Origin of the sequence: Vibrio sp. CCB-PB317, from assembly GCF_022808245.1 — a bacterium.
Taxonomy (GTDB): Bacteria; Pseudomonadota; Gammaproteobacteria; order Enterobacterales; family Vibrionaceae; genus Vibrio; species Vibrio diabolicus.
The window spans coordinates 703,830-727,228 of sequence record NZ_JALGNU010000003.1; the positions used below are offsets into that span (position 1 = coordinate 703,830).

23 protein-coding genes, 1 tRNA gene and 1 riboswitch are annotated in these 23,399 nt (G+C 45.3%); of the genes, 13 read left to right on the forward strand and 11 right to left on the reverse strand.

Annotation, left to right across the window (positions count from 1 at the left end; translation table 11 throughout):
* Positions 1-31 precede the first annotated feature (31 nt).
* From MTR11_RS20490 to MTR11_RS20535, 10 genes are all read right to left on the reverse strand, one after another.
* The gene (locus MTR11_RS20490) at positions 32-466 is read right to left on the reverse strand and encodes a DUF2753 domain-containing protein (protein ID WP_005384886.1); all 435 of its coding nucleotides are present in this window, start codon (positions 464-466) and stop codon (positions 32-34) included.
* A 150-nt stretch (positions 467-616) separates the two neighbouring features.
* Entirely contained in the window at positions 617-1,033 is a 417-nt protein-coding gene (gene gloA / locus MTR11_RS20495) for a lactoylglutathione lyase (protein ID WP_243328300.1), read from the reverse strand.
* A 32-nt stretch (positions 1,034-1,065) separates the two neighbouring features.
* Positions 1,066-1,707: an endonuclease III gene (gene nth, locus MTR11_RS20500; protein ID WP_104971973.1), complete on the reverse strand. Its 642-nt coding sequence runs from the start codon at positions 1,705-1,707 to the stop codon at positions 1,066-1,068.
* A gap of 64 nt (positions 1,708-1,771) precedes the next feature.
* The gene (locus tag MTR11_RS20505; RefSeq protein ID WP_005396543.1) at positions 1,772-2,464 is read right to left on the reverse strand and encodes an electron transport complex subunit E; all 693 of its coding nucleotides are present in this window, start codon (positions 2,462-2,464) and stop codon (positions 1,772-1,774) included.
* On the reverse strand, positions 2,464-3,096 hold the full coding sequence (rsxG, locus tag MTR11_RS20510; protein WP_006743364.1) for an electron transport complex subunit RsxG: 633 nt from the start codon (positions 3,094-3,096) through the stop codon (positions 2,464-2,466). Before rsxG ends, MTR11_RS20505 begins: the two co-directional genes overlap by 1 nt.
* A gap of 7 nt (positions 3,097-3,103) precedes the next feature.
* The gene (gene rsxD / locus MTR11_RS20515; RefSeq protein WP_047010069.1) at positions 3,104-4,150 is read right to left on the reverse strand and encodes an electron transport complex subunit RsxD; all 1,047 of its coding nucleotides are present in this window, start codon (positions 4,148-4,150) and stop codon (positions 3,104-3,106) included.
* A complete protein-coding gene (gene rsxC, locus MTR11_RS20520) occupies positions 4,150-6,786 on the reverse strand; it encodes an electron transport complex subunit RsxC (protein ID WP_243328301.1) in 2,637 nt (878 codons plus the stop codon). The genes rsxD and rsxC overlap by 1 nt, the downstream gene beginning before the upstream one ends.
* Before the next feature lie 8 nt (positions 6,787-6,794).
* Positions 6,795-7,391, reverse strand: a complete 597-nt coding sequence (rsxB, locus tag MTR11_RS20525; RefSeq protein WP_005396655.1) for an electron transport complex subunit RsxB — start codon at positions 7,389-7,391, stop codon at positions 6,795-6,797.
* A gap of 3 nt (positions 7,392-7,394) precedes the next feature.
* Entirely contained in the window at positions 7,395-7,973 is a 579-nt protein-coding gene (gene rsxA, locus MTR11_RS20530; RefSeq protein ID WP_005380762.1) for an electron transport complex subunit RsxA, read from the reverse strand.
* A gap of 328 nt (positions 7,974-8,301) precedes the next feature.
* A tRNA-Asn gene (locus MTR11_RS20535) sits at positions 8,302-8,377 on the reverse strand.
* A 559-nt stretch (positions 8,378-8,936) separates the two neighbouring features.
* Here MTR11_RS20535 and uvrB point away from each other — a divergent pair.
* The 3 genes from uvrB to luxU all read left to right on the forward strand — a co-directional run bounded on the left by uvrB (position 8,937) and on the right by luxU (position 13,008).
* Positions 8,937-10,967, forward strand: coding sequence for an excinuclease ABC subunit UvrB (gene uvrB / locus MTR11_RS20540; protein ID WP_046874402.1), 2,031 nt, complete (start codon positions 8,937-8,939; stop codon positions 10,965-10,967).
* Between the two features lie 293 nt (positions 10,968-11,260).
* Positions 11,261-12,667: a quorum-sensing sigma-54 dependent transcriptional regulator LuxO gene (gene luxO, locus MTR11_RS20545; protein WP_005396653.1), complete on the forward strand. Its 1,407-nt coding sequence runs from the start codon at positions 11,261-11,263 to the stop codon at positions 12,665-12,667.
* Entirely contained in the window at positions 12,664-13,008 is a 345-nt protein-coding gene (gene luxU / locus MTR11_RS20550) for a quorum-sensing phosphorelay protein LuxU (protein ID WP_012841577.1), read from the forward strand. Before luxO ends, luxU begins: the two co-directional genes overlap by 4 nt.
* 112 nt (positions 13,009-13,120) lie before the next feature.
* Here the strand turns inward: luxU and MTR11_RS20555 are convergent, their stop codons facing one another.
* Positions 13,121-14,017: a YvcK family protein gene (locus MTR11_RS20555; protein WP_006742807.1), complete on the reverse strand. Its 897-nt coding sequence runs from the start codon at positions 14,015-14,017 to the stop codon at positions 13,121-13,123.
* A 175-nt stretch (positions 14,018-14,192) separates the two neighbouring features.
* A riboswitch (molybdenum cofactor riboswitch) is annotated at positions 14,193-14,327 on the forward strand.
* Here MTR11_RS20555 and moaA point away from each other — a divergent pair.
* The 10 genes from moaA to oppF all read left to right on the forward strand — a co-directional run bounded on the left by moaA (position 14,316) and on the right by oppF (position 23,307).
* A complete protein-coding gene (moaA, locus tag MTR11_RS20560) occupies positions 14,316-15,305 on the forward strand; it encodes a GTP 3',8-cyclase MoaA (RefSeq protein ID WP_085342816.1) in 990 nt (329 codons plus the stop codon). (Overlaps the previous riboswitch by 12 nt.)
* A 105-nt stretch (positions 15,306-15,410) precedes the next feature.
* Entirely contained in the window at positions 15,411-15,923 is a 513-nt protein-coding gene (gene moaB / locus MTR11_RS20565) for a molybdenum cofactor biosynthesis protein B (protein ID WP_005396648.1), read from the forward strand.
* Between the two features lie 26 nt (positions 15,924-15,949).
* Positions 15,950-16,429 carry a cyclic pyranopterin monophosphate synthase MoaC gene (gene moaC / locus MTR11_RS20570; protein WP_005396647.1) on the forward strand — a complete coding sequence of 160 codons (480 nt, stop codon included), beginning with the start codon at positions 15,950-15,952 and terminating at the stop codon, positions 16,427-16,429.
* Positions 16,426-16,683 carry a molybdopterin synthase sulfur carrier subunit gene (moaD, locus tag MTR11_RS20575; RefSeq protein WP_243328302.1) on the forward strand — a complete coding sequence of 86 codons (258 nt, stop codon included), beginning with the start codon at positions 16,426-16,428 and terminating at the stop codon, positions 16,681-16,683. The genes moaC and moaD overlap by 4 nt, the downstream gene beginning before the upstream one ends.
* A 1-nt stretch (position 16,684) precedes the next feature.
* Positions 16,685-17,140 carry a molybdopterin synthase catalytic subunit MoaE gene (gene moaE, locus MTR11_RS20580; protein ID WP_114323293.1) on the forward strand — a complete coding sequence of 152 codons (456 nt, stop codon included), beginning with the start codon at positions 16,685-16,687 and terminating at the stop codon, positions 17,138-17,140.
* Positions 17,141-17,672: 532 nt separating this feature from the next.
* Positions 17,673-19,349, forward strand: a complete 1,677-nt coding sequence (locus MTR11_RS20585) for an ABC transporter substrate-binding protein (RefSeq protein ID WP_005396644.1) — start codon at positions 17,673-17,675, stop codon at positions 19,347-19,349.
* Between the two features lie 128 nt (positions 19,350-19,477).
* Entirely contained in the window at positions 19,478-20,398 is a 921-nt protein-coding gene (gene oppB, locus MTR11_RS20590; protein ID WP_006742810.1) for an oligopeptide ABC transporter permease OppB, read from the forward strand.
* Positions 20,399-20,413: 15 nt separating this feature from the next.
* Positions 20,414-21,316 (forward strand): oligopeptide ABC transporter permease OppC, encoded by a 903-nt coding sequence (oppC, locus tag MTR11_RS20595; protein ID WP_005396642.1) that lies wholly within the window; start codon positions 20,414-20,416, stop codon positions 21,314-21,316.
* A gap of 27 nt (positions 21,317-21,343) precedes the next feature.
* Positions 21,344-22,315 carry an ABC transporter ATP-binding protein gene (locus MTR11_RS20600; protein WP_005396641.1) on the forward strand — a complete coding sequence of 324 codons (972 nt, stop codon included), beginning with the start codon at positions 21,344-21,346 and terminating at the stop codon, positions 22,313-22,315.
* A complete protein-coding gene (oppF, locus tag MTR11_RS20605; RefSeq protein WP_006742812.1) occupies positions 22,294-23,307 on the forward strand; it encodes a murein tripeptide/oligopeptide ABC transporter ATP binding protein OppF in 1,014 nt (337 codons plus the stop codon). The genes MTR11_RS20600 and oppF overlap by 22 nt, the downstream gene beginning before the upstream one ends.
* The last annotated feature ends 92 nt before the right edge of the window (positions 23,308-23,399 follow it).

The window sequence follows — 23,399 nt, forward strand, 5'->3', positions numbered from 1 at the left end:
TTTCGGTGATTCCGGCTGTATAATTTGAATGTTAGTTTAAGCGGAATTTGGCAATGACTTCGCAATTTGTTGCGGTATCGATTTTTTCAACCTGTTTGGCAATAGCCGGATTAGGGTGACGTTTCATGAAGTCTATTAATGCTTTAGTGCAACATCCTATTGAGTCGATAAAGCTTGCACATTCTTTATTTGGGCATTGTGGGATGAGTGTTAAGACTTTCTCTGAAGCCAGCTGAAGGTATTTGAGTTCATAGTCAGTGTCTCCGGCCCAACGCCAGAACTGAGCTAAGTTATGACAAGAAATCACAGAAATTAATAATCGCTCGTCTGCTTCAATTTCCACACATTCGCTAATATCTTCACTCAGGCTTAGGGCTTGCTGGTAATGAAGAATGCTGCGAACAGGGTCATCTAGTTGAAGTGCCGTATCGGCTAGAAGTGTGTGTTTTTCCCATTCACTGATCATTATCGTAATCCCGCATATCGAAGTTGCGAACAAATCTAAACGATAATTATTATCAAGTAAAGTGTTTTGTTTATAAAAGGACAGGCAGATCGCAGACCTGCCTGTAATCGATTTTCAACTTGCAGTACAAGTGATTATTAGAAGTACCGCTTAGCCTTCCAGACCTGCTGAAGCTTGCTTGTTTTGGATAAGCTCAATCATATAGCCATCTGGGTCTTTTACGAATGCAATGTGCGTGCTTCCGCCTTTTACTGGACCTGGTTCACGCGTCACATTACCGCCCGCCGCTTTGATAGCGTCGCAAGTTGTGTAGATATCATCAACACCAATGGCGATATGACCAAAAGCAGTACCTAGGTCATATTCAGTTTTACCCCAGTTGTTAGTTAGCTCGATCACAGCACCTTGGGATTCGTCACCGTAGCCAAGAAACGCCAGTGTGTATTCGTACTCTTTATTCTCGTTCGTACGAAGCAACTGCATGCCCATAACTTCAGTGTAAAACTTGATGGATTTGTCTAGATCACCTACGCGAAGCATAGTGTGGAGAATTCGACCATTTGACATTTTTTGCTCCTAGCTTTGATTTTCAAATAGCGTTAGCTATCTGGATATACTTTCTCTTTATATTCGCACAAATCTTCAATAATGCAGCTACCGCAGCGAGGCTTTCTCGCCAAGCACGTGTAGCGGCCATGAAGAATGAGCCAGTGGTGCACATCGAGTTTGAACTCTTTTGGCACAACTTTTAATAGCTTTTGCTCGACATCATCAACCGTTTTGCCCATTGCAAACTTAGTACGATTCGACACGCGATAAATGTGCGTATCGACGGCAATGGTTGGCCAACCAAAAGCGGTGTTGAGCACGACGTTTGCGGTCTTGCGACCTACGCCTGGTAGCGCTTCTAACGCTGCACGATCTTCAGGAACTTCACCATTGTGTTTTTCCAACAAGATCTTACAAGTCTTGATAGTGTTTTCTGCTTTTGAGTTAAATAAACCGATGGTCTTTATGTATTTTTTTAAGCCATCAACTCCCAAATCGAGAATACTTTGCGGTGTATTAGCGACAGGGAAAAGCTTGTCGGTGGCTTTATTGACACTTACATCGGTTGCTTGCGCTGATAATAATACCGCGATTAGCAGTTCAAAAGGGGAGCTCCAGTTAAGCTCAGTTTGAGGATTCGGATTGTTTTCTCGTAATCGCTCAAGAATTTCGATTCTTTTTATTTTGTTCATTGCTGACTTCCAATACCGTCTCTGCGGTTTATGAAAAAGGCTCCTATGACAGAGCCTTATCTTGTTATGCGTTAGTGACGCGAGCACGTTCTATGGTTGGTTTTTCTTCTTTTGGTTGACGTGCCTGGACTGAATTATCGATGACATTTTTAAGCGCTATCAACAGACCAACACCGATAAATGCACCGGGTGGAAGAAGCGCTAGCAGAAAGCTGTTGTCAAATTGGAAAACTTGAATGCGGAGAGCGGATGCCCAGTCTCCTAATAGCAGATCTGCCCCGTCGAATAGTGTGCCATTACCAATTAACTCACGCATGGCACCTAGCACGACCAAAACGCTTGTCATACCAAGACCCATCCATAAACCGTCTAATGCTGCAGGCGCAACATCATTTTTTGAAGCGTATGCTTCAGCTCGACCAATAATGATGCAGTTCGTTACAATCAGAGGAATAAAGATACCAAGAGACAGGTATAAACCATACGCATAGGCATTCATCAATAACTGAACGCAGGTAACAAGTGAGGCAATAATCATCACGAATACAGGAATGCGGATCTCTTTTGGTACGTAATTACGAATAAGAGAAACCGTGACGTTGGAGCCGACCAGCACTAATAAGGTTGCAATACCAAGACCTAAGGCATTGGTTATTGTGGAAGAAACCGCTAGTAGTGGACACAGACCCAGCAGCTGTACGAGAGCAGGGTTATTGCTCCACATACCGTTTTTCATCAGCAATTTATTTTCACTCATTACTGCTCTCCTTCACAGCCTAACGGTTGGCTAAGAATGTCTTCACGAGATTGGTTTACGTAGTTAACGGTATTTCGCACCACTTTTACGACGGCTCTAGGTGTGATCGTTGCACCAGTAAATTGATCGAAATCACCACCATCTTTACGAACTTTCCATGAGTTCCAGTTACTTTCCGTGACTTGTTTGCCCGTAAAGCTCAGGATCCAGTCGGTGACACGAAGATCAATTTTGTCGCCCAGGCCAGGGGTTTCTTGATGGCTTAAGACGCGTGTCCCCAAAATATTGCCCTGATTGTCAATCCCAGTAATAACTTTTATCTCACCATTGTAGCCATCTGGCGCGATGGATTCTATTGCGATTGCTGTCGGTTCACCATTCTTCGTGGCGAGGTAGGCTGGCATTGCACGCAATGTCCCCAGTTCTGGTGACGTGACCATAGTGCAGGCTTGCGTGAGTGCGTTGTCATGCATGTTTTCTGGAATGACTTGATTCAAAACAGAAAGCAATTGTTGTTGTTCTTGTATCTTGATTTGGTCTTTTGTTAGGTACTGAGTAAAGGCGACTAATCCGGTTGTTGCACAGGCAAAGATCGCAAGTGTCAGACCATTTTTTCTAATAGCGGTTAACATGTTTACCTCAGTGACCGTAAGTTCTAGGTTTGGTGTAGTAATCGATCAGTGGCACACACATATTTGCAAGTAACACTGCGAATGCAACACCATCAGGGAAGCCGCCCCAACTGCGAATGATAAAGACCAAAGCACCAATAAGCGCGCCAAAGATCAAACGTCCTTTAACGGTGGTAGACGCCGACACGGGATCGGTTGCAATAAAGAATGCGCCAAGCATGGTTGCACCTGATAACAAGTGGAAGATTGGCGACGCAGTTTCCCCTGGGGTCAGCAAGCTGAACACGACGCTAAATAGCGTCAGGCTCGCTAGGAAACCTACGGGGATATACCATTGGATGATGCGTTTTTTGATCATCACTAAACCACCAAGTAAGTAGGCAAGATTTACCCATTGCCAACCAATGCCAGCTAAGCCATCGAATATTGGCTGCGACAGTACTTCGCTTGGGGTTGCACCTGTATGAATGCCGGTCTTAAATGCATCAAGTGGCGTCGCCATTGTCACACCGTCAACCCCCGTTCGAACTTGCTGAAGCGATAAGCCGTCGTAATCATAGCCCGTAAAAATTAAAGAGAGTGTATCTGCAAAATTTACGTGATCAGGTATGAGTGACGTCGGGGCACTCCAACTCGTCATTTGCACTGGGAATGAGATCAACAAGACCACATAAGCGACCATGGCAGGATTGAATAAGTTTTGACCAAGGCCACCATATAGGTGTTTAGCGATTACGATCGCGAAAATAAGTCCGATCACCATAATCCACCACGGAGACCATGGTGGGATAGCCACGGCTAATAACCAAGCGGTAACGATCGCACTGTTATCACGTAGTGCTCGCATCGGCGAACGTTTACGGAAGACCATAACTAAGGCTTCAAGTGATACAGCGACTGCGATGGCAAAAATCAGCTGAATAAGCGTTCCCCACCCAAAGAAGTAGGTCTGAGCCGCTAAACCTGGGAGAGCACAAAGTGCCACCCATTTCATTAAGTCAGGTGTACTACGACGGCTGTGGGTATGCGGTGAACTGGCAATAAAAAACGACACTACTCGTTCTCCTCAGTATTATTTTTATTAGCTTCTTGCTGCGCTTTGCGAGCTTTCGCGCGCGCAATAGCAGCAGCGACAGCCGCTTTTTTCGGATCTTCAGTTTGTTCAGCAGGCGTTTCAGCTTCTACCGTTTCGGCTGGTTCTTCTTGCTTAGCTTTACGCGCTTTGGCACGCGCAATAGCCGCAGCGACAGCCGCTTTTTTCGGATCTTCTGCTTGTTCAGCAGGCGTTTCAGCTTCTACCGTTTCGGCTGGTTCTTCTTGCTTAGCTTTACGCGCTTTGGCACGCGCAATGGCAGCAGCAACCGCGGCTTTTTTCGGGTCTGCAGCTTGCTCAGTAGGCGCTTCAGCTTCTTCGGTTTCAGTTGAGTCTGCTTGTTTCGCTTTTCGGGCCTTAGCGCGTGCAATGGCAGCAGCAACCGCGGCTTTCTTCGGATCTTCAGTTTGTTCATCAGGCGCTTCAGCTTCTTCGGTTTCAGTTGAGTCTGCTTGTTTCGCTTTTCGGGCCTTAGCGCGTGCAATGGCAGCAGCAACCGCGGCTTTTTTCGGATCTTCAGCTTGCTCAGCGGGCGCTTCAGCTTCTTCCGTTTCGGTTGGGTCTGCTTGTTTCGCTTTACGAGCCTTAGCGCGCGCAATGGCAGCAGAAACGGCTGCCTTCTTCGGATCGTCGGTTGGCTCAGTACACGTTTCAGCTTCTTCGGTTTCAGTTGAGTCTGCTTGTTTCGCTTTACGCGCTTTGGCACGCGCAATGGCAGCAGCAACGGCGGCTTTCTTCGGATCTTCGGTTTTCTCAGCAGATGCTTGAGCTTCCATTGTTTCGGTTGATTCTTCTTGTTGAGCTTTTTTCGCTTTAGCTCGGGCGATGGCTGCTGCAACTGCCGATTTCTTATCATCAGCGTTGTTGTCTGGCGTTTCGCCTTGTTCTTTTTGTGCTTTACGTTCGCGGGCTAGACGTTTGCGTTCTTCGCGCAGTTTTGCCATTTCTGAGTTATCAGGTTCACTAGAGCCTGCTTTAGCGGCTGCGGCCTGTTTTGCCTTCGCTTTGGCAATGGCTGCAGCGACGGCAGGTTTCACGGCTGGCTCTGCTTTTTCTGTTGTTTCTGTCTTCTGAGCTTTCACTCGTGCGATCGCTGCTGCAATCGCATCATCACCACCAGAAGATTTCATGTCTTTACGGCGCTGATCGGCTGCTTTCTTAAAGCGATTTTCACGTTCTGCTTTTTCGCGTTCCATACGCGCTTTCTTCTCTTCAAAACGCAGCTTCGCTCGCTCCGCAGCTTCCGCTTCTTGTGTTCTGGTGCGAATTTCCGCTTTTGCTTGGCGGTAATACTGTACGAGAGGAATTTCACTTGGACACACAAACGCACAAGCACCGCACTCGATACAATCCTTTAAGTTTAGTTCTTCGAGTTTGTCATACTCTTCAGCTTTTGCATGCCATTGCAGTTGCTGAGGTAGCAGTGAAGCAGGGCAAGCTTCAGCACATTGGCTACAGCGAATACATTCCATCTCATGTTGGTGCGGAGAGATCTCACGACGAGTCGGAGCAAGGATGCAGTTTGCTGTCTTGGTAATCGGCACTTGAGAGTGGGGAAGGGTGAAGCCCATCATTGGTCCACCCATGATTAAACGTTGTAACTTCTTATCGGCTTTATAGCCAAACTCATCCAATAACGCCTGTACTGGTGTACCTAATAATGCCCAAACATTACGTGGTTGTTTGAATGTTTTGCCAGTGAGGGTCACCACGCGTTTTATCATCGGTTCACCATCGATGATTGCGCGTTTGATTGAGTAAAGAGAACCGACATTTTGAACCAAAATACCAATATCGGCTGGAATTGCGCCGCTTGGTACTTCTTTATTGGTCAAAATTTTGATCAGCTGTTTTTCACCACCAGAAGGGTATTTAGTCGGGATAACGCGAATGACGATATCTTTGTTTAGAGCCGCAGCTTCTAACGCTTTAATTGCCTCTGGTTTGTTATCTTCAATACCAATAATCGTGAGCTTTGGTGTCAGGATATGTTCGACAATCTCGATACCTTGGATGAGCTCTTCGGCATGCTCTTGCATGAGCTTGTCATCTGATGTGATGTATGGCTCACACTCAGCTGCGTTGACGATAAGAATCTCTGTGCGAGCAAAACCTGATTGGATTTTTTTTGCGGTAGGGAAACCTGCGCCACCCATACCTGAAATGCCTGCGAGACGAATAATATCGATCAGTGCGTCAGGTGTTTCTTGTTTGTAATCCGCGACGGGTTTTCTGTCACACCATGTATCGTTACCATCAGGGGTAATGACCGCACAGAGTTCACTCAGACCTGAAGGGTGAGCAACGGTTCTAGGCTCAATTGCGGTGATCGTACCCGATGTAGGAGCATGCACTGGAACGGTAAAACCAGTTTCGGATTGCGTTAATGGCTGACCTTTTAATACGTGGTCACCTTCGGCAACCAATAAGTTACCAGCCTTACCAATGTGCTGTTTTAGCGGTAATACAATTTCTGATGGGATAGCCGCGTGAACGAGCTCAGTTTTGTTGGACTGCTTTTTGTTTTCTGCCGGATGCACACCACCAGGGAAATCCCAAAGCGAGCCTGTACGAATTTGTTCAATCAAAGACAACATGCGAAACCTTACTTAATTGAATCTTTCACGTTCGCTGCATCGTCGGCAGCATCCGTAATGTTGAGTACTGGAATGGAGTTAAGTTGCCACTTCCAGCTTTCCGTGGTGGTTGCCACAGGAATCATTTCAATACAATCAGTTGGACATGGTGCAACACATAAATCACACCCCGTACATTCGTCTTTAATTACGGTATGAACCGCTTTTGTACCGCCTACAATTGCATCCACTGGACACGCTTGAATACACTTAGTACAGCCAATGCACATATCTTCATGGATAAACGCAACGGTTGGAATTTTGCTGTCGAGATCGTGCGCAGATTCTTCTGGCTCAACACCCATTAAGTCGGCGAGCTTTTCGATTGTTGCCTGACCGCCTGGCGGACATTTGTTGATGTGGTCGCCATTTGCAATCGCTTCAGCATAAGGGCGGCAACCAGGGTAGCCACATTGACCGCATTGAGTTTGAGGTAAGATTGCGTCGATTTGATCCACAATTGGGTCTGCCTCGACTTTGAAGCGAATAGAAGCAAAACCAAGTATCGCGCCGAAAATCGCAGCAAGAACCGCTAACGCGATGATCGCAATTAAAATCGTACTCATTGTTTACTTCACCAAACCTGTAAAGCCCATAAAGGCTAGTGACATTAAACCCGCTGTAATCATTGCAATCGATGCACCTTTAAAAGGCACTGGTACGTCGGCGGCAGCTATGCGCTCACGCATGGATGCAAAAAGTATCAACACCAATGAGAAACCAACAGCGGCGCCGAAGCCGTAGATAATCGATTCGATAAAGTTATGGTTCTCATTAATATTAAGAAGCGCGACGCCTAATACCGCGCAGTTTGTAGTGATCAGCGGTAAGAAAATACCAAGCAAGCGATAAAGTGTTGGACTTGTTTTGTGCACAACCATTTCGGTGAACTGCACCACAACGGCTATCACCAAAATAAAACTCATGGTTCGAAGGTACTCAATACCCAGTGGACGAAGAATGTAGCTTTCCACTAAATACGCACACACTGACGCGAGCGTTAGCACAAAAGTTGTCGCTAAGCCCATACCTATTGCTGTTTCCAGTTTTTTGGACACACCCATGAAAGGACATAGGCCCAAAAACTTCACCAGTACAAAGTTGTTCACCAGCACAGTGCCGACCAACAACAAAACATATTCGGTCATAGTTATTACGTTCTTAAAATCCGATCTTGATATTATCGTGTTTTGTGACACCAATAACAACCAGTGAACGATGTGGTTTTACATACACGATGGAAAAATAGTCGTCTATGTGAGGTATTTTGATGAATCAATAAGAAATTGAACAGCTTGCTGAATGGATTTTACAAAGACGCTGGTGCTGTCTTTCCTCAAAGAATCTTTTGCTCAGAAGGTGGGAATTACACTTAGCGAGTAATTTTAAGTCGTCACTTGAGATATTGATGGTGAAAGAAGTTTTTGATTTCAAAACGAAAAAAGCCGTGTCTTGCGACACGACTTTTCTGGAATTTGGCTCCTCCTGCTGGGCTCGAACCAGCGACCTGCGGATTAACAGTCCGTCGCTCTACCAACTGAGCTAAGGAGGAATTGCTTTGCTTGAAAGCGGAACGAATCTTACCGAGCAGCCAAACTACTGTCAACAGTAAAAAAATACATTTTTAGCAAAAAATATTGGGGGAAGGGCTTTACTTTTCTGTACTGCTTGTCTGTAAAGGGGTGAGGTTAGTTATCCACTAATTTTGTGGATAACTATGTTGATGAGATCTGAGTAAAGATTTTTTATATGCAACCTGGTTTTTATTTAGTGAATTTTTAATCAGAGCTATACAGAGAATATGCAATTAAAACATAGATTTATTGATGTTAAGCAAAATGTATTCAAGGTGGATAAAAATATAGCTTTTGGGGATAAAGAGTGTTTAGGTCAATTTTTGGGGAAAAGTTGTGGAAACTGCAATGTGAAGAATGGGTGTGGCTCTTCAACTAGGGCGAAGCACTATATCAGAGTAGGTTTTGTATGGCTATAGCATTCTAGACAAACAAGAAAATTTATTAACAATGGTGGGTAAATTTTCAATAGACGTAGATTTCATTGGCTAAGGTGTATATATATACAGCCAAAGCGCAGTAAAGTTGAGGAAGGGTATGAGTAAAGTCTATGAATTGGTCTCCGATTATCAGCCATCGGGTGACCAGCCGGGAGCGATCAAGCAGCTGCTTGAGGGGCTCGATGCTGGACTGGCACATCAAACACTATTGGGGGTAACGGGATCGGGTAAAACGTTCACACTAGCGAATGTTATCGCTCAAGCCCAGCGACCTGCAATATTACTTGCGCCAAACAAAACGCTCGCAGCGCAATTATATGGCGAGATGAAATCATTCTTTCCCAATAATGCGGTGGAGTACTTTGTTTCCTACTACGATTACTACCAGCCTGAAGCTTATGTCCCGACGACGGATACTTTCATTGAAAAAGACGCATCGGTTAACGCTCACATAGAGCAAATGCGCCTTTCCGCAACGAAAGCACTATTGGAACGTAAAGACGCGATTATCGTTGCGTCTGTTTCTGCTATCTATGGTTTGGGTGACCCAGAATCTTACTTGCAAATGATGTTGCATTTACGTCGTGGTGACGTGATTGATCAACGGGACATGCTACGACGTCTGGCAGAGCTACAATATTCGAGAAATGACGTGGCATTTGAGCGAGGACAGTTTCGGGTTCGTGGCGAAGTGATTGATATCTTTCCAGCGGAATCTGACCAAGACGCAGTTCGTGTCGAAATGTTTGATGATGAAATTGACTGCATCAGTGTTTTTGATCCATTGACTGGTGTGGTGAAACAGCGAGATTTACCACGCTACACTATTTACCCTAAGACGCACTACGTGACACCAAGAGATCGCATTCTTGAAGCGATCGAAAATATTAAGGTTGAATTAGAAGTACGCAAAAAACAGCTTCTAGACAACAACAAGCTACTGGAAGAACAGCGTATTAGCCAGCGGACTCAATTCGATATCGAGATGATGAATGAGTTAGGTTTTTGCTCAGGTATCGAAAACTATTCTCGCTATCTCAGCGGACGCTCGGAAGGCGAGCCGCCACCGACATTGTTTGATTACTTGCCTCATGACGGTTTGTTGATCATCGATGAATCCCACGTGACTGTGCCGCAGATTGGTGCCATGTATAAAGGTGACCGCTCTCGTAAAGAAACGCTAGTGGAGTTTGGTTTTCGCTTACCTTCTGCGTTAGATAATCGTCCGCTCAAGTTTGAAGAGTTTGAAGCGTTAGCACCGCAGACGATTTTTGTCTCTGCGACGCCAGGAAATTATGAACTAGAAAAATCTTCAGGCGATGTAGCGGATCAAGTTGTTCGTCCAACAGGCTTGCTTGACCCAGAATTGGAAGTTCGCCCAGTAGCGACCCAAGTAGACGACTTGTTGTCTGAAATTCGCCTCCGTTCTGCTAAAGATGAGCGAGTTCTAGTGACAACATTGACCAAACGGATGGCCGAAGATCTCACCGAGTACTTGCACGAACATGATGTTAGGGTACGTTACTTACACTCAGATATTGACACCGTAGAACGTGTGGAGATCATCCGTGATCTTCGTCTTGGCGAGTTTGACGTGCTGGTGGGAATTAACTTGCTACGAGAAGGCTTGGACATGCCTGAAGTTTCGCTGGTTGCAATATTGGATGCAGATAAAGAGGGCTTTTTGCGCTCCGAGCGTTCACTGATTCAGACCATTGGTCGTGCTGCGCGAAATCTTGAAGGTAAGGCGATCTTGTATGCTGACCGAATCACCAACTCCATGAAAAAGGCGATGGATGAAACCAACCGCCGCCGCGAGAAGCAGAAAGCGTACAACGAAGAAATGGGCATTTCGCCGCAAGCACTCAAACGAAATATCAAAGATATTATGGAATTGGGCGATATTACCAAGTCTAAACGTCAGCGTAATACTAAACAGGTACCGTTGTCGAAAGTGGCGGAGCCTTCGCAAATATACGAGGTCATGTCTCCTCAACAGTTGGAAAAAGAAATCAGTCGACTTGAGGCGGCAATGTATCAGCACGCGCAAGATTTAGAGTTTGAATTGGCGGCGCAAAAGCGTGACGAGATTGAAAAACTAAGAGCGCAGTTCATCGCAAATAGTTAAAAATAAGCTTAATGATCTAGCTTAGCCAAGAGTTTTAGATTGCTTGCAAAAAAAGAAGCCAATAGGCAGTCGGGTCTATTGGCTTGTTTTGTGAACATCTCGTTCACTAACAACGTCAGTTGGCTAGGTGACCCGAGGGGTCACTAAACTATCAGCATGGTTTATGCCATTTTTTAAATAATTGATATTATTTTTGAATCCTTTCTCTTACCCATAATTTAGCTAATGTTATTTGCAAAATGCAAAGCGTAATGCGATTATTGTTTAAAACACAACAAAATATTAGCTAGGTTATGCAACAAAAATCTGAAGGTCCTAAATCTCGTTACCTTTTAATGGTTGAGGATACCGCATCTGTTGCGGCACTGTACCGCTCATACCTGACACCGCTTGGTATAGATATCAATATTGTCGGTACAGGTAGGGATGCCATTGAAAGTCTCAACCATAGAATTCCAGATCTTATTCTGCTCGATCTTCGTCTGCCAGATATGACGGGGATGGACGTTTTACACGCTGTAAAAAAGAGTCATCCAGACGTACCTATTATTTTTATGACCGCTCACGGTTCTATCGATACCGCGGTAGAAGCAATGCGTCATGGCTCTCAAGACTTTTTGATCAAACCGTGTGAAGCAGACCGTTTACGTGTCACGGTTAACAATGCGATTCGTAAAGCGACTAAGTTAAAAAACGAGGCTGATAACCCGGGCAATCAAAGTTATCAAGGCTTTATTGGCAGCAGCCAAACTATGCAACAGGTTTACCGCACGATTGATTCAGCAGCGAGCAGTAAAGCGAGTATCTTCATCACTGGTGAAAGTGGTACGGGTAAAGAGGTATGTGCCGAGGCAATCCATGCGGCAAGCAAGCGTGGTGACAAGCCTTTTATTGCGATTAACTGTGCTGCAATTCCAAAAGATTTGATTGAGAGTGAGCTGTTTGGTCACGTGAAAGGTGCTTTTACTGGCGCAGCAAATGATCGTCAGGGTGCAGCGGAATTAGCGGATGGTGGCACACTTTTCCTTGATGAACTGTGTGAGATGGACTTAGATTTGCAAACCAAATTGCTGCGATTTATTCAAACCGGCACGTTCCAAAAAGTGGGCTCATCAAAAATGAAGAGCGTGGATGTTCGCTTTGTTTGTGCAACTAACCGTGACCCATGGAAAGAGGTACAAGAAGGTCGATTCCGTGAAGATTTGTACTATCGTTTGTATGTCATTCCTTTGCATTTGCCACCTTTACGTGAACGAGGTGAAGATGTCATTGAAATTGCATACTCACTGTTAGGCTATATGTCGCACGAAGAAGGAAAAAGCTTCGTGCGTTTTGCGCCTGATGTAATCGACCGATTTAATAGCTATGAGTGGCCAGGCAACGTTCGTCAGTTACAAAACGTGCTGCGCAATATCGTTGTTCTAAACAACGGTAAAGAAATCACGTTGGATATGTTACCGCCACCGCTGAATCAACCGCTTGACCGTCCGTCTTCTGTGGCGAAATTCATTGAGCCGAAAGTGATGACTGCGTCTGAGATTATGCCGTTGTGGATGACAGAAAAAATGGCGATAGAGCAAGCGATTGAAGCGTGTGATGGCAATATCCCCCGAGCGGCGGGATACCTTGATGTCAGTCCGTCGACGATTTACCGCAAGTTACAGGCTTGGAATGGCAAGGAAGAGCGGCAAAAAGTATGAGTGTGAATGTATTAAATCAGCAAAAAATCGATGAACTGTCGATGGAGATTGGCAGTGATAATGTTCCTGTTTTACTCGATATTTTCTTAGGGGAGATGGATACCTACATCGAGAATTTATCTCAGTTTCAAGGGACAGAGCGATTGCGTTACCTCAAAGAAATCAGTCACGCGTTAAAAAGCAGTGCAGCGAGCTTTGGAGCAGACCGTCTTTGTCAATTGGCGATGTCGATAGATAAAAAAGCCAAAGCAGGTGAGTTAGCTGAAGAGTCAGACGAGTTAAAAACGATGTTCGATCTTTTGCACGAAACACGCGACGCTTATCGTGATTGGCAGCAGTAATGCGTTGTTCTGATGAGGCTCTTACACAAAACCCTTCACGTAAGTGAAGGGTTTTTTCATTGCTGACAGCGAGTAAACTTGAAGCCATCCCCTAGCTTTAGAGGGCGTTTTTTTAAATTGAAAGCCTTAGCTGGCTTTCAATAGCGAGCTTGAGTTTATCTCGGTCGTGACGCCAATCTCGGTTCGACGAAGCTAACGATTCCGTCACTACATTCCACTGGCTCAAGACTTCTTGCTCGGTTTCCTCTGCTAGAACCACGTCTATCTTCCTACCTTGGCAGGCACGTTCACACCATTCTAATTTTTGTGCCATGGTCATTCGTCCGGCTGGGCCGTACTCCGGGCTCAAGTTGGCAACGAAAATGACTTTTGCTTTCTCATTGGCGGCAATGGCTTTGCCGAGCTCAGGCAACAGCAAAGGAGGCATGATGCTGGTTAAAAAGCTGCCAGGACCAAGAATAATAGCGTCTGCTTCTGCCAGTGCAGTCACTGCTTCTTTAGTTGCAGGAACTTCTGGTGATAGATCGAGACGACGTAAATCGGTGTCCATCTCGTCTACATTCGTTTCTCCCGTGACCCATTTTCCATCCACAGATAACGCGGAAAGATCGGAAGGGTGTTCAGACATAGGAAGAATGTTAACGTCGACTTTTAACATGTTTCGAATCAGATTGATGGCATCTAACGGTCTGACCGATAAGTTATCGAGCGCCGTAAGCATCAAGTTACCGAGGTTATGACCATCAAGCTCGCCAGTACCTTTGAAGCGATATTCAAACATCATTGAACTGATCGACGGCTCTGTGATCAGCTGATTAATGCAGTTCCGTGTGTCGCCCCAGGCGATTCCACCTTGGCAGTGACGAATTCTTCCTGTTGAGCCACCATTGTCTGTTGTGGCGACAATGCCAGTTGCATTGCCGCCAAAATCCCGTAGTGCGGCCAACATTCGACCTAAGCCATGACCACCGCCAACAGCGACCACTTTTTTATCCGTGTAGATATTCATTACGTTCTTCTAATAATCTTGTAAAAAACGGCTACAATTTATCTTAAGGAGTGCTTGAAAGGTACTCACTTAGCGGTAAATTGTGTCTCTAGAGAGTTTTTTATCACTCAAGTCTGGATTCCAGTACAAATATTAAGTATTTTACACCGCAAAGCTATCAGAGGTTTCATATCTCTGGTTGCCATAACTCCGAGCTCACTATTGCTAAGTCCGAGGATAAGCGTTTTGAGCCAGTGGCGTACTGTCACAAGGGCATGATTGGAAATGGCCATGCCTCCCGTGTTTGGAAAGGTGTTCCGTGGCGCAACAATTCGAAGACAAATTTCATCGTAAGTTCTATTACTTGCGTCTGTCTGTGACCGACGTATGTAATTTCAAATGTACCTATTGCCTTCCTGATGGCTATAAGCCTTCGGGCAATAAAAACTCGTCTTTTTTATCTCTTCCTGAAATCAAACGGGTCGTAAAAGCGTTTGCTGATTGTGGCACGTCAAAAGTGCGCATCACTGGCGGTGAACCAAGTTTACGCAAAGATTTTACCGACATTATCCACTCAGTGGCGACGACGCCTGGTATCCAAAAAGTTGCAACTACGACCAATGGTTACCGCATGGCAAAGCAAGTCGCAGACTGGCGTGAAGCGGGCTTAACTCACATCAACGTTAGCGTGGACAGCCTTGATCCGCGCATGTTCCATCAAATCACGGGTGAAAATAAGTTCACTGAGGTGATGAATGGTATCGAGCGTGCGTTTGAAGTTGGTTATGAGCAAGTCAAAGTTAATGTGGTTTTGATGAAAGATCTTAACCATCAAGAACTGCCAGCGTTTCTCAACTGGATAAAAGATCGTCCAATCCAACTGCGCTTCATCGAATTGATGCAAACGGGTGAGATGGATGATTTATTCAATAAGCATCATGTGTCAGGCGTAGCAATTCGTAATCAGTTGATTGCAAACGGTTGGCTGCTTAAAGTGCGCTCTCATAATGACGGCCCCGCGCAAGTGTTTGTTCATCCAGATTACAAGGGTGAAATTGGCCTGATCATGCCTTATGAAAAAGACTTTTGTGAGAGCTGCAACCGACTACGCGTCTCTGCGATGGGTAAGCTGCATCTGTGTTTGTTTGGAGATCACGGTGTAGAACTGCGTGATCTACTGGAATGTGATGAGCAAGAAAGTGAGCTTATTGAACGCATCCAAGCGCAGTTACAAACTAAGTCGGTGAGCCACTTCTTGCACGATGGTAATACGGGTATGACGCCACATCTGGCGTCTATCGGCGGCTAAATCAACTCAAATTTTGTAGGGAAAGCTTATTTATAGGCTAGCTTTCCCTCGCTTTTCTAGAATCGATACCAAACGTATCAAAGTTAAAAGAGAATAGGTGAACACATGGGTCACGCTGAAAGCAAATTTCAACCTGCAAATATTGCCGTTCTAACGGTATCTGACACTCGTACCGAAGAAAACGATACCTCTGGTCGCTACCTTGTTGAACACGCTCAAGAAGCGGGTCACAATGTTGTTGATAAGCAAATTGTTATTGATGACATGTACAAAATTCGCGCAATTGTTTCTCAGTGGATTGCGGACGACAATGTTCAAGCGATCATGATTACTGGTGGTACAGGGTTCACGTCACGTGACAGCACGCCAGAAGCGCTGAAGCCTCTGTTTGATAAAGAAGTAGAAGGTTTTGGTGAGTTATTCCGCATGGTGTCTTACGAAGAAATTGGTACGTCAACGATCCAATCGCGTGCAATTGCAGGTTTTGCTAACCATACAGTTATCTTCGCAATGCCTGGTTCAACAGGCGCGTGCCGCACTGGCTGGACGAAGATCATCAAGCAGCAGTTAGATGCAAGCCATCGCCCTTGTAACTTCATGCCGCACCTATCTGTATAACCTTTCCTAAAAGCGAAGGAAAAACAATGACTCAATTTACCCATATCAATGCGTCTGGCGAAGCTAACATGGTCGACGTGTCTGCAAAAGCTGAAACGGTTCGTGAAGCACGTGCAGAAGCATTTGTTCACATGGCCCCAGAAACCTTGCAACTGATTGTTTCCGGGCAGCATCACAAAGGTGATGTGTTCGCGACGGCTCGAATTGCTGGTATCCAAGCTGCAAAGAAAACGTGGGATTTGATTCCACTTTGTCATCCTCTGTTGCTTTCTAAAGTCGAAGTTCAGTTGGAGGCTATTGAGTCAGAAAACAAAGTTCGTATTGAATCTGTTTGTAAGCTTGCAGGTAAAACGGGCGTAGAAATGGAAGCGCTCACGGCGGCTTCTGTTGCTGCACTGACGATTTACGATATGTGTAAAGCGGTGCAAAAAGACATGGTTATCGGTCAAGTTCGTCTCCTAGAAAAGACGGGTGGAAAATCTGGACACTTCAAGGCGGAATCATGATTAAAGTACTTTTTTTTGCTCAGACTCGTGAGCTGATTGGTATCGACAGTGTCGAATTAGATGATCAATTTGAAACGGTTGAAGCGATTCGCGCACATCTCGTGGAAGAGGGCGCTGATAACAATGGTAAGTGGGATTTGGCTTTAGAGCCAGGAAAGCTACTTGCTGCTGTTAATCAATCTATTGTCCCACTTGATACCGAAGTAAAAGCGGGGGATGAAGTTGCATTTTTCCCACCGGTAACCGGAGGTTAAGATGGACCCACGCGTCTCTGTACAAGTTGAAGACTTTTCCGTTGATCACGAATATCAACGTTTATCCGAAGGTACGGCTGCTGGTGCTGTCGTAACATTCATTGGTAAAGTTCGAGATATGAACCTTGGCGATAATGTTGTTGGTTTGCACTTGGAACACTACCCAGGCATGACTGAGAAGAGCTTGAGCGACATTTGCGATCAAGCTGAATCACGTTGGCCATTATTGGGCGTACGCGTGATTCATCGCGTTGGTGACATGGATAGCGGTGATCAAATCGTCTTTGTTGGTGTTTCAAGTGCACACCGCGGAGCAGCATTTGATGCTTGCGAGTTCATTATGGACTACTTGAAAACCAAAGCACCATTTTGGAAGAAAGAACGCACGACGAATGAAGATCGTTGGATTGAGTCGCGCGACACCGATCATCAAGCTGCACAGCGTTGGGAAAAATAGAACCCACTCCTCATTCTAGTGAAAAAAGCTAAGTGTCAACGGCACTTAGCTTTTTTTGTACTTATCTTCATAGTTCTGCTCATTTGACTTCAACACAACCCGTACTCGCTCTGGTGATATTCTTCACAATAAAAGTTTTTAGCCCAATATATAAACAATTATTTGTTAGACTTCATTTGTCATAAATGTTAAATAATATGTAAATATCTAGCATAAGATGCTATCAAATGGTTTAAATGTAGATTAATCGAAAGTTTTGTCTGTGGAATGTCGCTTCTGGTCTCCATTTGGCTGGTGAATACTTTTTGATTAGAGTTTACTGCTAGATATGTGTGGTTTAGTCAGGATTATTGGTTTTTTTGCTACATTTTTATGGCAAATTACTTCAATGATTGCTAATGTGTGCCGCAGTCTTTGTAAGGTTTTAGGCTTTTGTGCTCAGAAAATGCACTAAAAAAATCTAAAACTCTGACCGTTCCAGGCCCTTACAAAGAAGTCATGGATGCTAACGAAAAAATTTGGAGTTTTACGCATGTATAAGAATAAAATCACGCGCGCTTTATTTATTGGTGCTGGTCTTTCTCTCGCTTTAGCTGGTTGTGGCGAAAAGCCTGCAGAGAAACAAGCTGCAGAGCCTGCTCCGGCTCCAGCCCCTGAAGCTAAATCTGATTCTAAAGAGCCAAAACTTGCTGCTGTTCAAGAATTGGTGCGTGGTAACGGTACAGAAGTTGCGACAATAGACCCTCATAAATCTCAAGGTGTTCCAGAATCCCACGTGATTCGCGATCTTCTTGAAGGCCTAGTAAACCAAGATGCGGACGGTAACACTATCCCTGGTGTTGCAGAGTCTTGGGAAACTGAAGACAACAAAACATACACTTTCCACCTACGTGAAGACGCAAAATGGTCTAACGGTGATCCTGTTACTGCAGGTGATTTTGTATACAGCTTCCAACGCGCAGTCGACCCAGCAACCGCTTCTCCATACGCTTGGTACATGGAATACACCAAGATGAAGAACGCAAAAGACATTGTTGCGGGTAAAAAAGACAAGAGTGAGTTGGGTGTTAAAGCGGTTGACGACCACACTTTGGTGGTTGAGCTAGACACTGCTGTACCATACTTTGTGATGATGATGGGCCACACAACAGTGAAGCCTGTTCACCAAGCAACCGTTGAAAAGTTCGGCGATCAATGGACGAAGCCTGAGAACTTTGTAGGTAACGGTGCTTATGTTGTTGACAACTGGGTTGTAAACGAGCGTTTAGTTCTAAAACGTAACGAACAATACTGGGACAACGAAAACACGACGCTTGATCAAGTTACTTTCCTACCAATCGAAAACCAAGTAGCGGAAATGAACCGCTTCCTAGCAGGTGAAATCGACTTCACGAATGAACTGCCTACAGAGCACTTCAAGCGTTTGAAGCAAGAGCATCCAGAAGACGTGTCTGTGTCGGGTAACTTGTGTACTTACTACTACATCTTCAACACGAAGAAAAAGCCGTTTGATGATGTTCGCGTACGTAAAGCGATTTCTTATGCGATTGACCGTAATATCGTGACTGATGCGATCCTAGCACAAGGTCAAAAGCCAGCTTATTTCCTAACGCCTGAAATCACGGCGGGTTTCAACCCAGAAATCCCTGCATACGGCAAAATGACGCAAGAAGAGCGTAATGCTGAAGCGGCGCGTCTACTGGAAGAGGCGGGTTACGGTGCAGACAACCCTCTTGAATTTAACCTTCTATACAACACGTCAGAGAATCACAAGAAACTTGCGGTTGCACTGGGTTCAATGTGGAAGAAGACGCTTGGTCTAGACGTTACGCTAGAAAACCAAGAGTGGAAAACTTACCTATCTACCAAAGATTCTGGCAACTTTGAGGTTGCTCGTGCAGGTTGGTGTGGCGACTACAACGAAGCTTCATCTTTCCTAACGCTGATGATGAGTAATAACACTACTGGTGGTATTCACTACGACAGCAAAGAGTACGATGCAATCATGAACAAAGCATTTGCTTCAACTTCTGACGAAGAGCGTCAAGCGCTTTACCTAGAAGCAGAGAAGTTGATGGCAAAAGATATGCCAATCGCACCTATCTACCAGTACGTGAAATCACGTCTACTATCACCGAAAGTTGGTGGCTTCCCAGTCAATAACGCGGAAGACAAGATTTACTCTAAAGATCTCTACATCACAGAGTAATTCGTAACTCGATAGAACTATAAAAATGAGGCTCTACATGTGAGAAATTGCATGTAGCGCCTATCTTTAGTCCAAAAGAATTGGACGACTTCTTTAATTTAACTGTCACAGACTGAAAGAGTGAGTTTATGCTTAAATTCATCGCAAAAAGGATATTTGAGGCGATCCCAACAATGTTGGTTTTGATCACCGTATCTTTCTTTCTTATGCGCTTTGCACCGGGAAACCCTTTCTCGACAGAGCGTCCATTGCCACCCGAAGTAATGGCAAATATCGAAGCTAAATATGGCTTAGATAAACCTGTATTTGAACAATACACCACGTATTTGACCAATGTTATCCAAGGGGATTTCGGGCCGTCATTTAAATACCTTGATTACTCGGTTAACGAGCTGATCGCAGTTGCCTTACCTGTTTCGGCTAAAGTAGGCTTTATCGCCTTTATCTTTACCCTGATTATGGGGGTTACCGTCGGCACAATTGCTGCGCTCAAGCAGAATACTTGGATTGATTACACCATCATGTCGACAGCGATGCTCGGCGTGGTAATGCCTTCTTTTGTATTGGCACCTGCTCTTATCTATCTGTTCTCGCTTCACTGGAATATCTTCCCTGCGGGCGGTTGGCAAGATGGTAGCTGGCAGTATTTAGTGCTTCCTGTCATTGGTATGTCACTACTGTATGTTGCAACCTTCGCTCGTATTACGCGTGGTTCGATGATCGAGACACTGAACAGTAACTTTATTCGTACGGCTCGTGCTAAAGGTCTAAGCTACCGTTACATTATCATCAAGCACGCTCTTAAGCCGGCACTTCTCCCTGTTGTTTCTTACATGGGTCCTGCTTTCGTAGGTATCATCACTGGTTCTGTTGTTATCGAAACCATTTTTGGTCTACCAGGTATTGGTAAGCTATTCGTTAACGCTGCGTTTAACCGTGACTACTCGCTAGTAATGGGTGTAACCATCCTGATTGGTTTCCTATTCATTTTATTCAACGCGATTGTCGATATTCTACTTGCAATGATTGACCCGAAAATTCGCTACTAACAGGGACGTTTGGTTATGTTAACGAAAAAAGAAAACCTAGAAGCGATTGAGAAGTTCTCCGAAAACTTGGAGATTGAAGGTCGCAGTCTTTGGCAAGATGCTCGTATCCGTTTTATGCGCAACAAAGCGGCAATGGTGAGCTTATTCCTTCTTGTTCTAATGACGTTGGCGGTGATTATTCTGCCAATGATCGCACCGCACACCTTTGATGATACTGACTGGTACGCGATGCACGTTGCACCGAATGCTGACCATTGGTTTGGTACCGACAGCTTAGGCCGTGACTTATACGTGCGTACGTTAATCGGTGGCCGTATTTCTTTGATGGTGGGAGTCATGGGTGCATTTGTAGCCGTACTGATTGGTACGCTCTATGGCGCAGCATCTGGTTTTATCGGCGGTAAAGTTGACCGTGTGATGATGCGTATTCTAGAGATTTTGTACGCGGTACCGTTTATGTTCCTAGTTATCGTACTTGTGACATTCTTCGGTCGTAACATCATGCTGATCTTTGTCGCGATTGGTGCTATCGCATGGCTAGATATGGCGCGTATTGTACGTGGTCAGACACTCAGCTTACGTAGCAAGGAGTTCATCGAAGCTGCACACGTGTGTGGTGTTAGCAACTGGAAAATTATCACTCGTCATATCGTGCCGAACGTACTGGGTATCGTAGCGGTTTACTCTACGCTACTTATCCCGAGCATGATCCTGACGGAGTCATTCCTATCATTCCTTGGTCTTGGTGTTCAGGAACCGATGACAAGTTGGGGCGCGCTTCTACAAGAAGGTGCACAGACAATGGAAGTGGCAATCTGGCAGCTGGCATTCCCAGCCGTGTTCATGGTTGTGACGCTATTCTGCTTCAACTACGTTGGTGACGGCCTGCGCGATGCGCTGGATCCAAAAGACAGATAATTAAAAGATAAGATTAAGGAAGCAATGATGAGCTTATTAGATGTCAAAGATCTGCGCGTCGAATTCACCACGCAAGATGGTATCGTAACCGCAGTAAACGATTTGAACTTCTCTCTCAACCAAGGCGAAACCTTAGGCATCGTTGGAGAGTCGGGGTCAGGTAAATCTCAAACCGTATTCGCAATCATGGGCCTTTTGGCTAAGAACGGTATTATTTCTGGTAGCGCAAAGTTTGAAGGCAAAGAAATCTTAAACTTACCAGAAAAAGAACTGAACAAAGTTCGCGCTGAACAGATCGCAATGATCTTCCAAGACCCAATGACGTCACTGAACCCTTACATGAAAGTCAGTGACCAGTTGATGGAAGTGCTAATGTTGCACAAAGGCATGGGCAAAGCAGAAGCGTTTGAAGAATCAGTACGCATGTTGGAAGCGGTGAAAATCCCTGAAGCGCGTAAGCGTATCACGATGTACCCGCATGAGTTTTCAGGCGGTATGCGTCAGCGTGTAATGATCGCGATGGCGTTGTTATGTCGCCCTAAACTGCTTATTGCCGATGAGCCAACAACAGCACTTGATGTGACGGTTCAAGCACAGATCATGGACCTGCTTAATGAGCTTAAAGACGAGTTCAACACGGCGATCATCATGATCACGCACGACCTTGGTGTTGTTGCAGGTTCGTGTGACAAAGTGCTGGTGATGTATGCTGGTCGTACGATGGAGTACGGCAACGTAAACGAAATCTTCTATAATCCAAGCCACCCTTATGCAGAGGGTCTGCTGAAGGCGATTCCTCGCCTTGATACGGAAGGTGAAATTCTGCCAACCATTCCTGGTAATCCACCAAACTTGCTTCGTCTACCACCGGGCTGCCCTTATCAAGAGCGTTGTCACCGAGTGATGGATCGTTGTAAGCGTGAAGCGCCAATTCTGACTCCATTTGGTGATGGCCGTCAGCGCGCATGTTTTTCTGAATGGGAGGCTTGGAACAAATGAACGCAGTAGATAAAAAGCTAATTCTGGACATTTCAGAGCTGAAAGTTCACTTCAGCATTGCGTCAAAATCGGCATGGCCGTGGTCAAAGCCTTCAAGCCTAAAAGCGGTTGATGGGGTGAACGTTCGACTATACGAAGGGGAAACACTTGGTGTAGTAGGCGAGTCAGGTTGTGGTAAATCGACGTTTGCGCGCGCCATCATCGGTCTTGTTGAAGCGACGGATGGCGAAGTAGTTTGGTTGGGTCAAGATCTAACTAAGATGAAAGACGTCCAACGTCGTGAAACGCGTAAAGAAATCCAAATGATTTTCCAAGATCCTTTGGCATCTCTTAACCCACGTATGACGGTTGGCGACATTATTGCTGAGCCTCTTGAAACGTTCTACCCAGAACTGTCTAAGCAGGAAGTGAAAGACCGCGTTAAAGAAATGATGGCGAAAGTGGGTCTACTACCAAATGTGATCAACCGTTATCCGCATGAATTCTCGGGTGGTCAATGCCAGCGTATCGGTATTGCGCGTGCGCTTATCCTTAAGCCTAAGATGATCATCTGTGATGAACCCGTATCGGCGCTTGATGTATCTATTCAAGCTCAGGTTGTTAACCTGCTTAAAGAGATTCAAAAAGAACTAGGCCTCTCTCTGGTATTCATTGCGCATGATTTGTCAGTGGTTAAACACATCTCAGATCGTGTTTTGGTCATGTACTTGGGTAATGCTGTCGAGCTCGGTGAGGCGGAGGCGCTGTTTGCTGATCCTAAGCACCCATATACACGCGCATTGATGTCAGCGGTTCCGATTCCGGACCCGAACATTGAGCGCAGTAAGAAAATCCAAATGCTGGAAGGCGACCTTCCTTCGCCGATCAGTCCACCATCGGGTTGTGTGTTCCGCACTCGTTGCCCACAAGCAACCGAAGAGTGTGCGAAGACGAAGCCAACGATTCAAGGCAACGACGTTCACGCGGTATCTTGTTTGCACGTTAGTGTATAAATTCAGCCTGTGACGGGCTTAAGCGCGACACCTTCATCGGGTCGCGCTTTTTTTATGCATCTGATTTATACATTCGAATTTCTTGAACATGA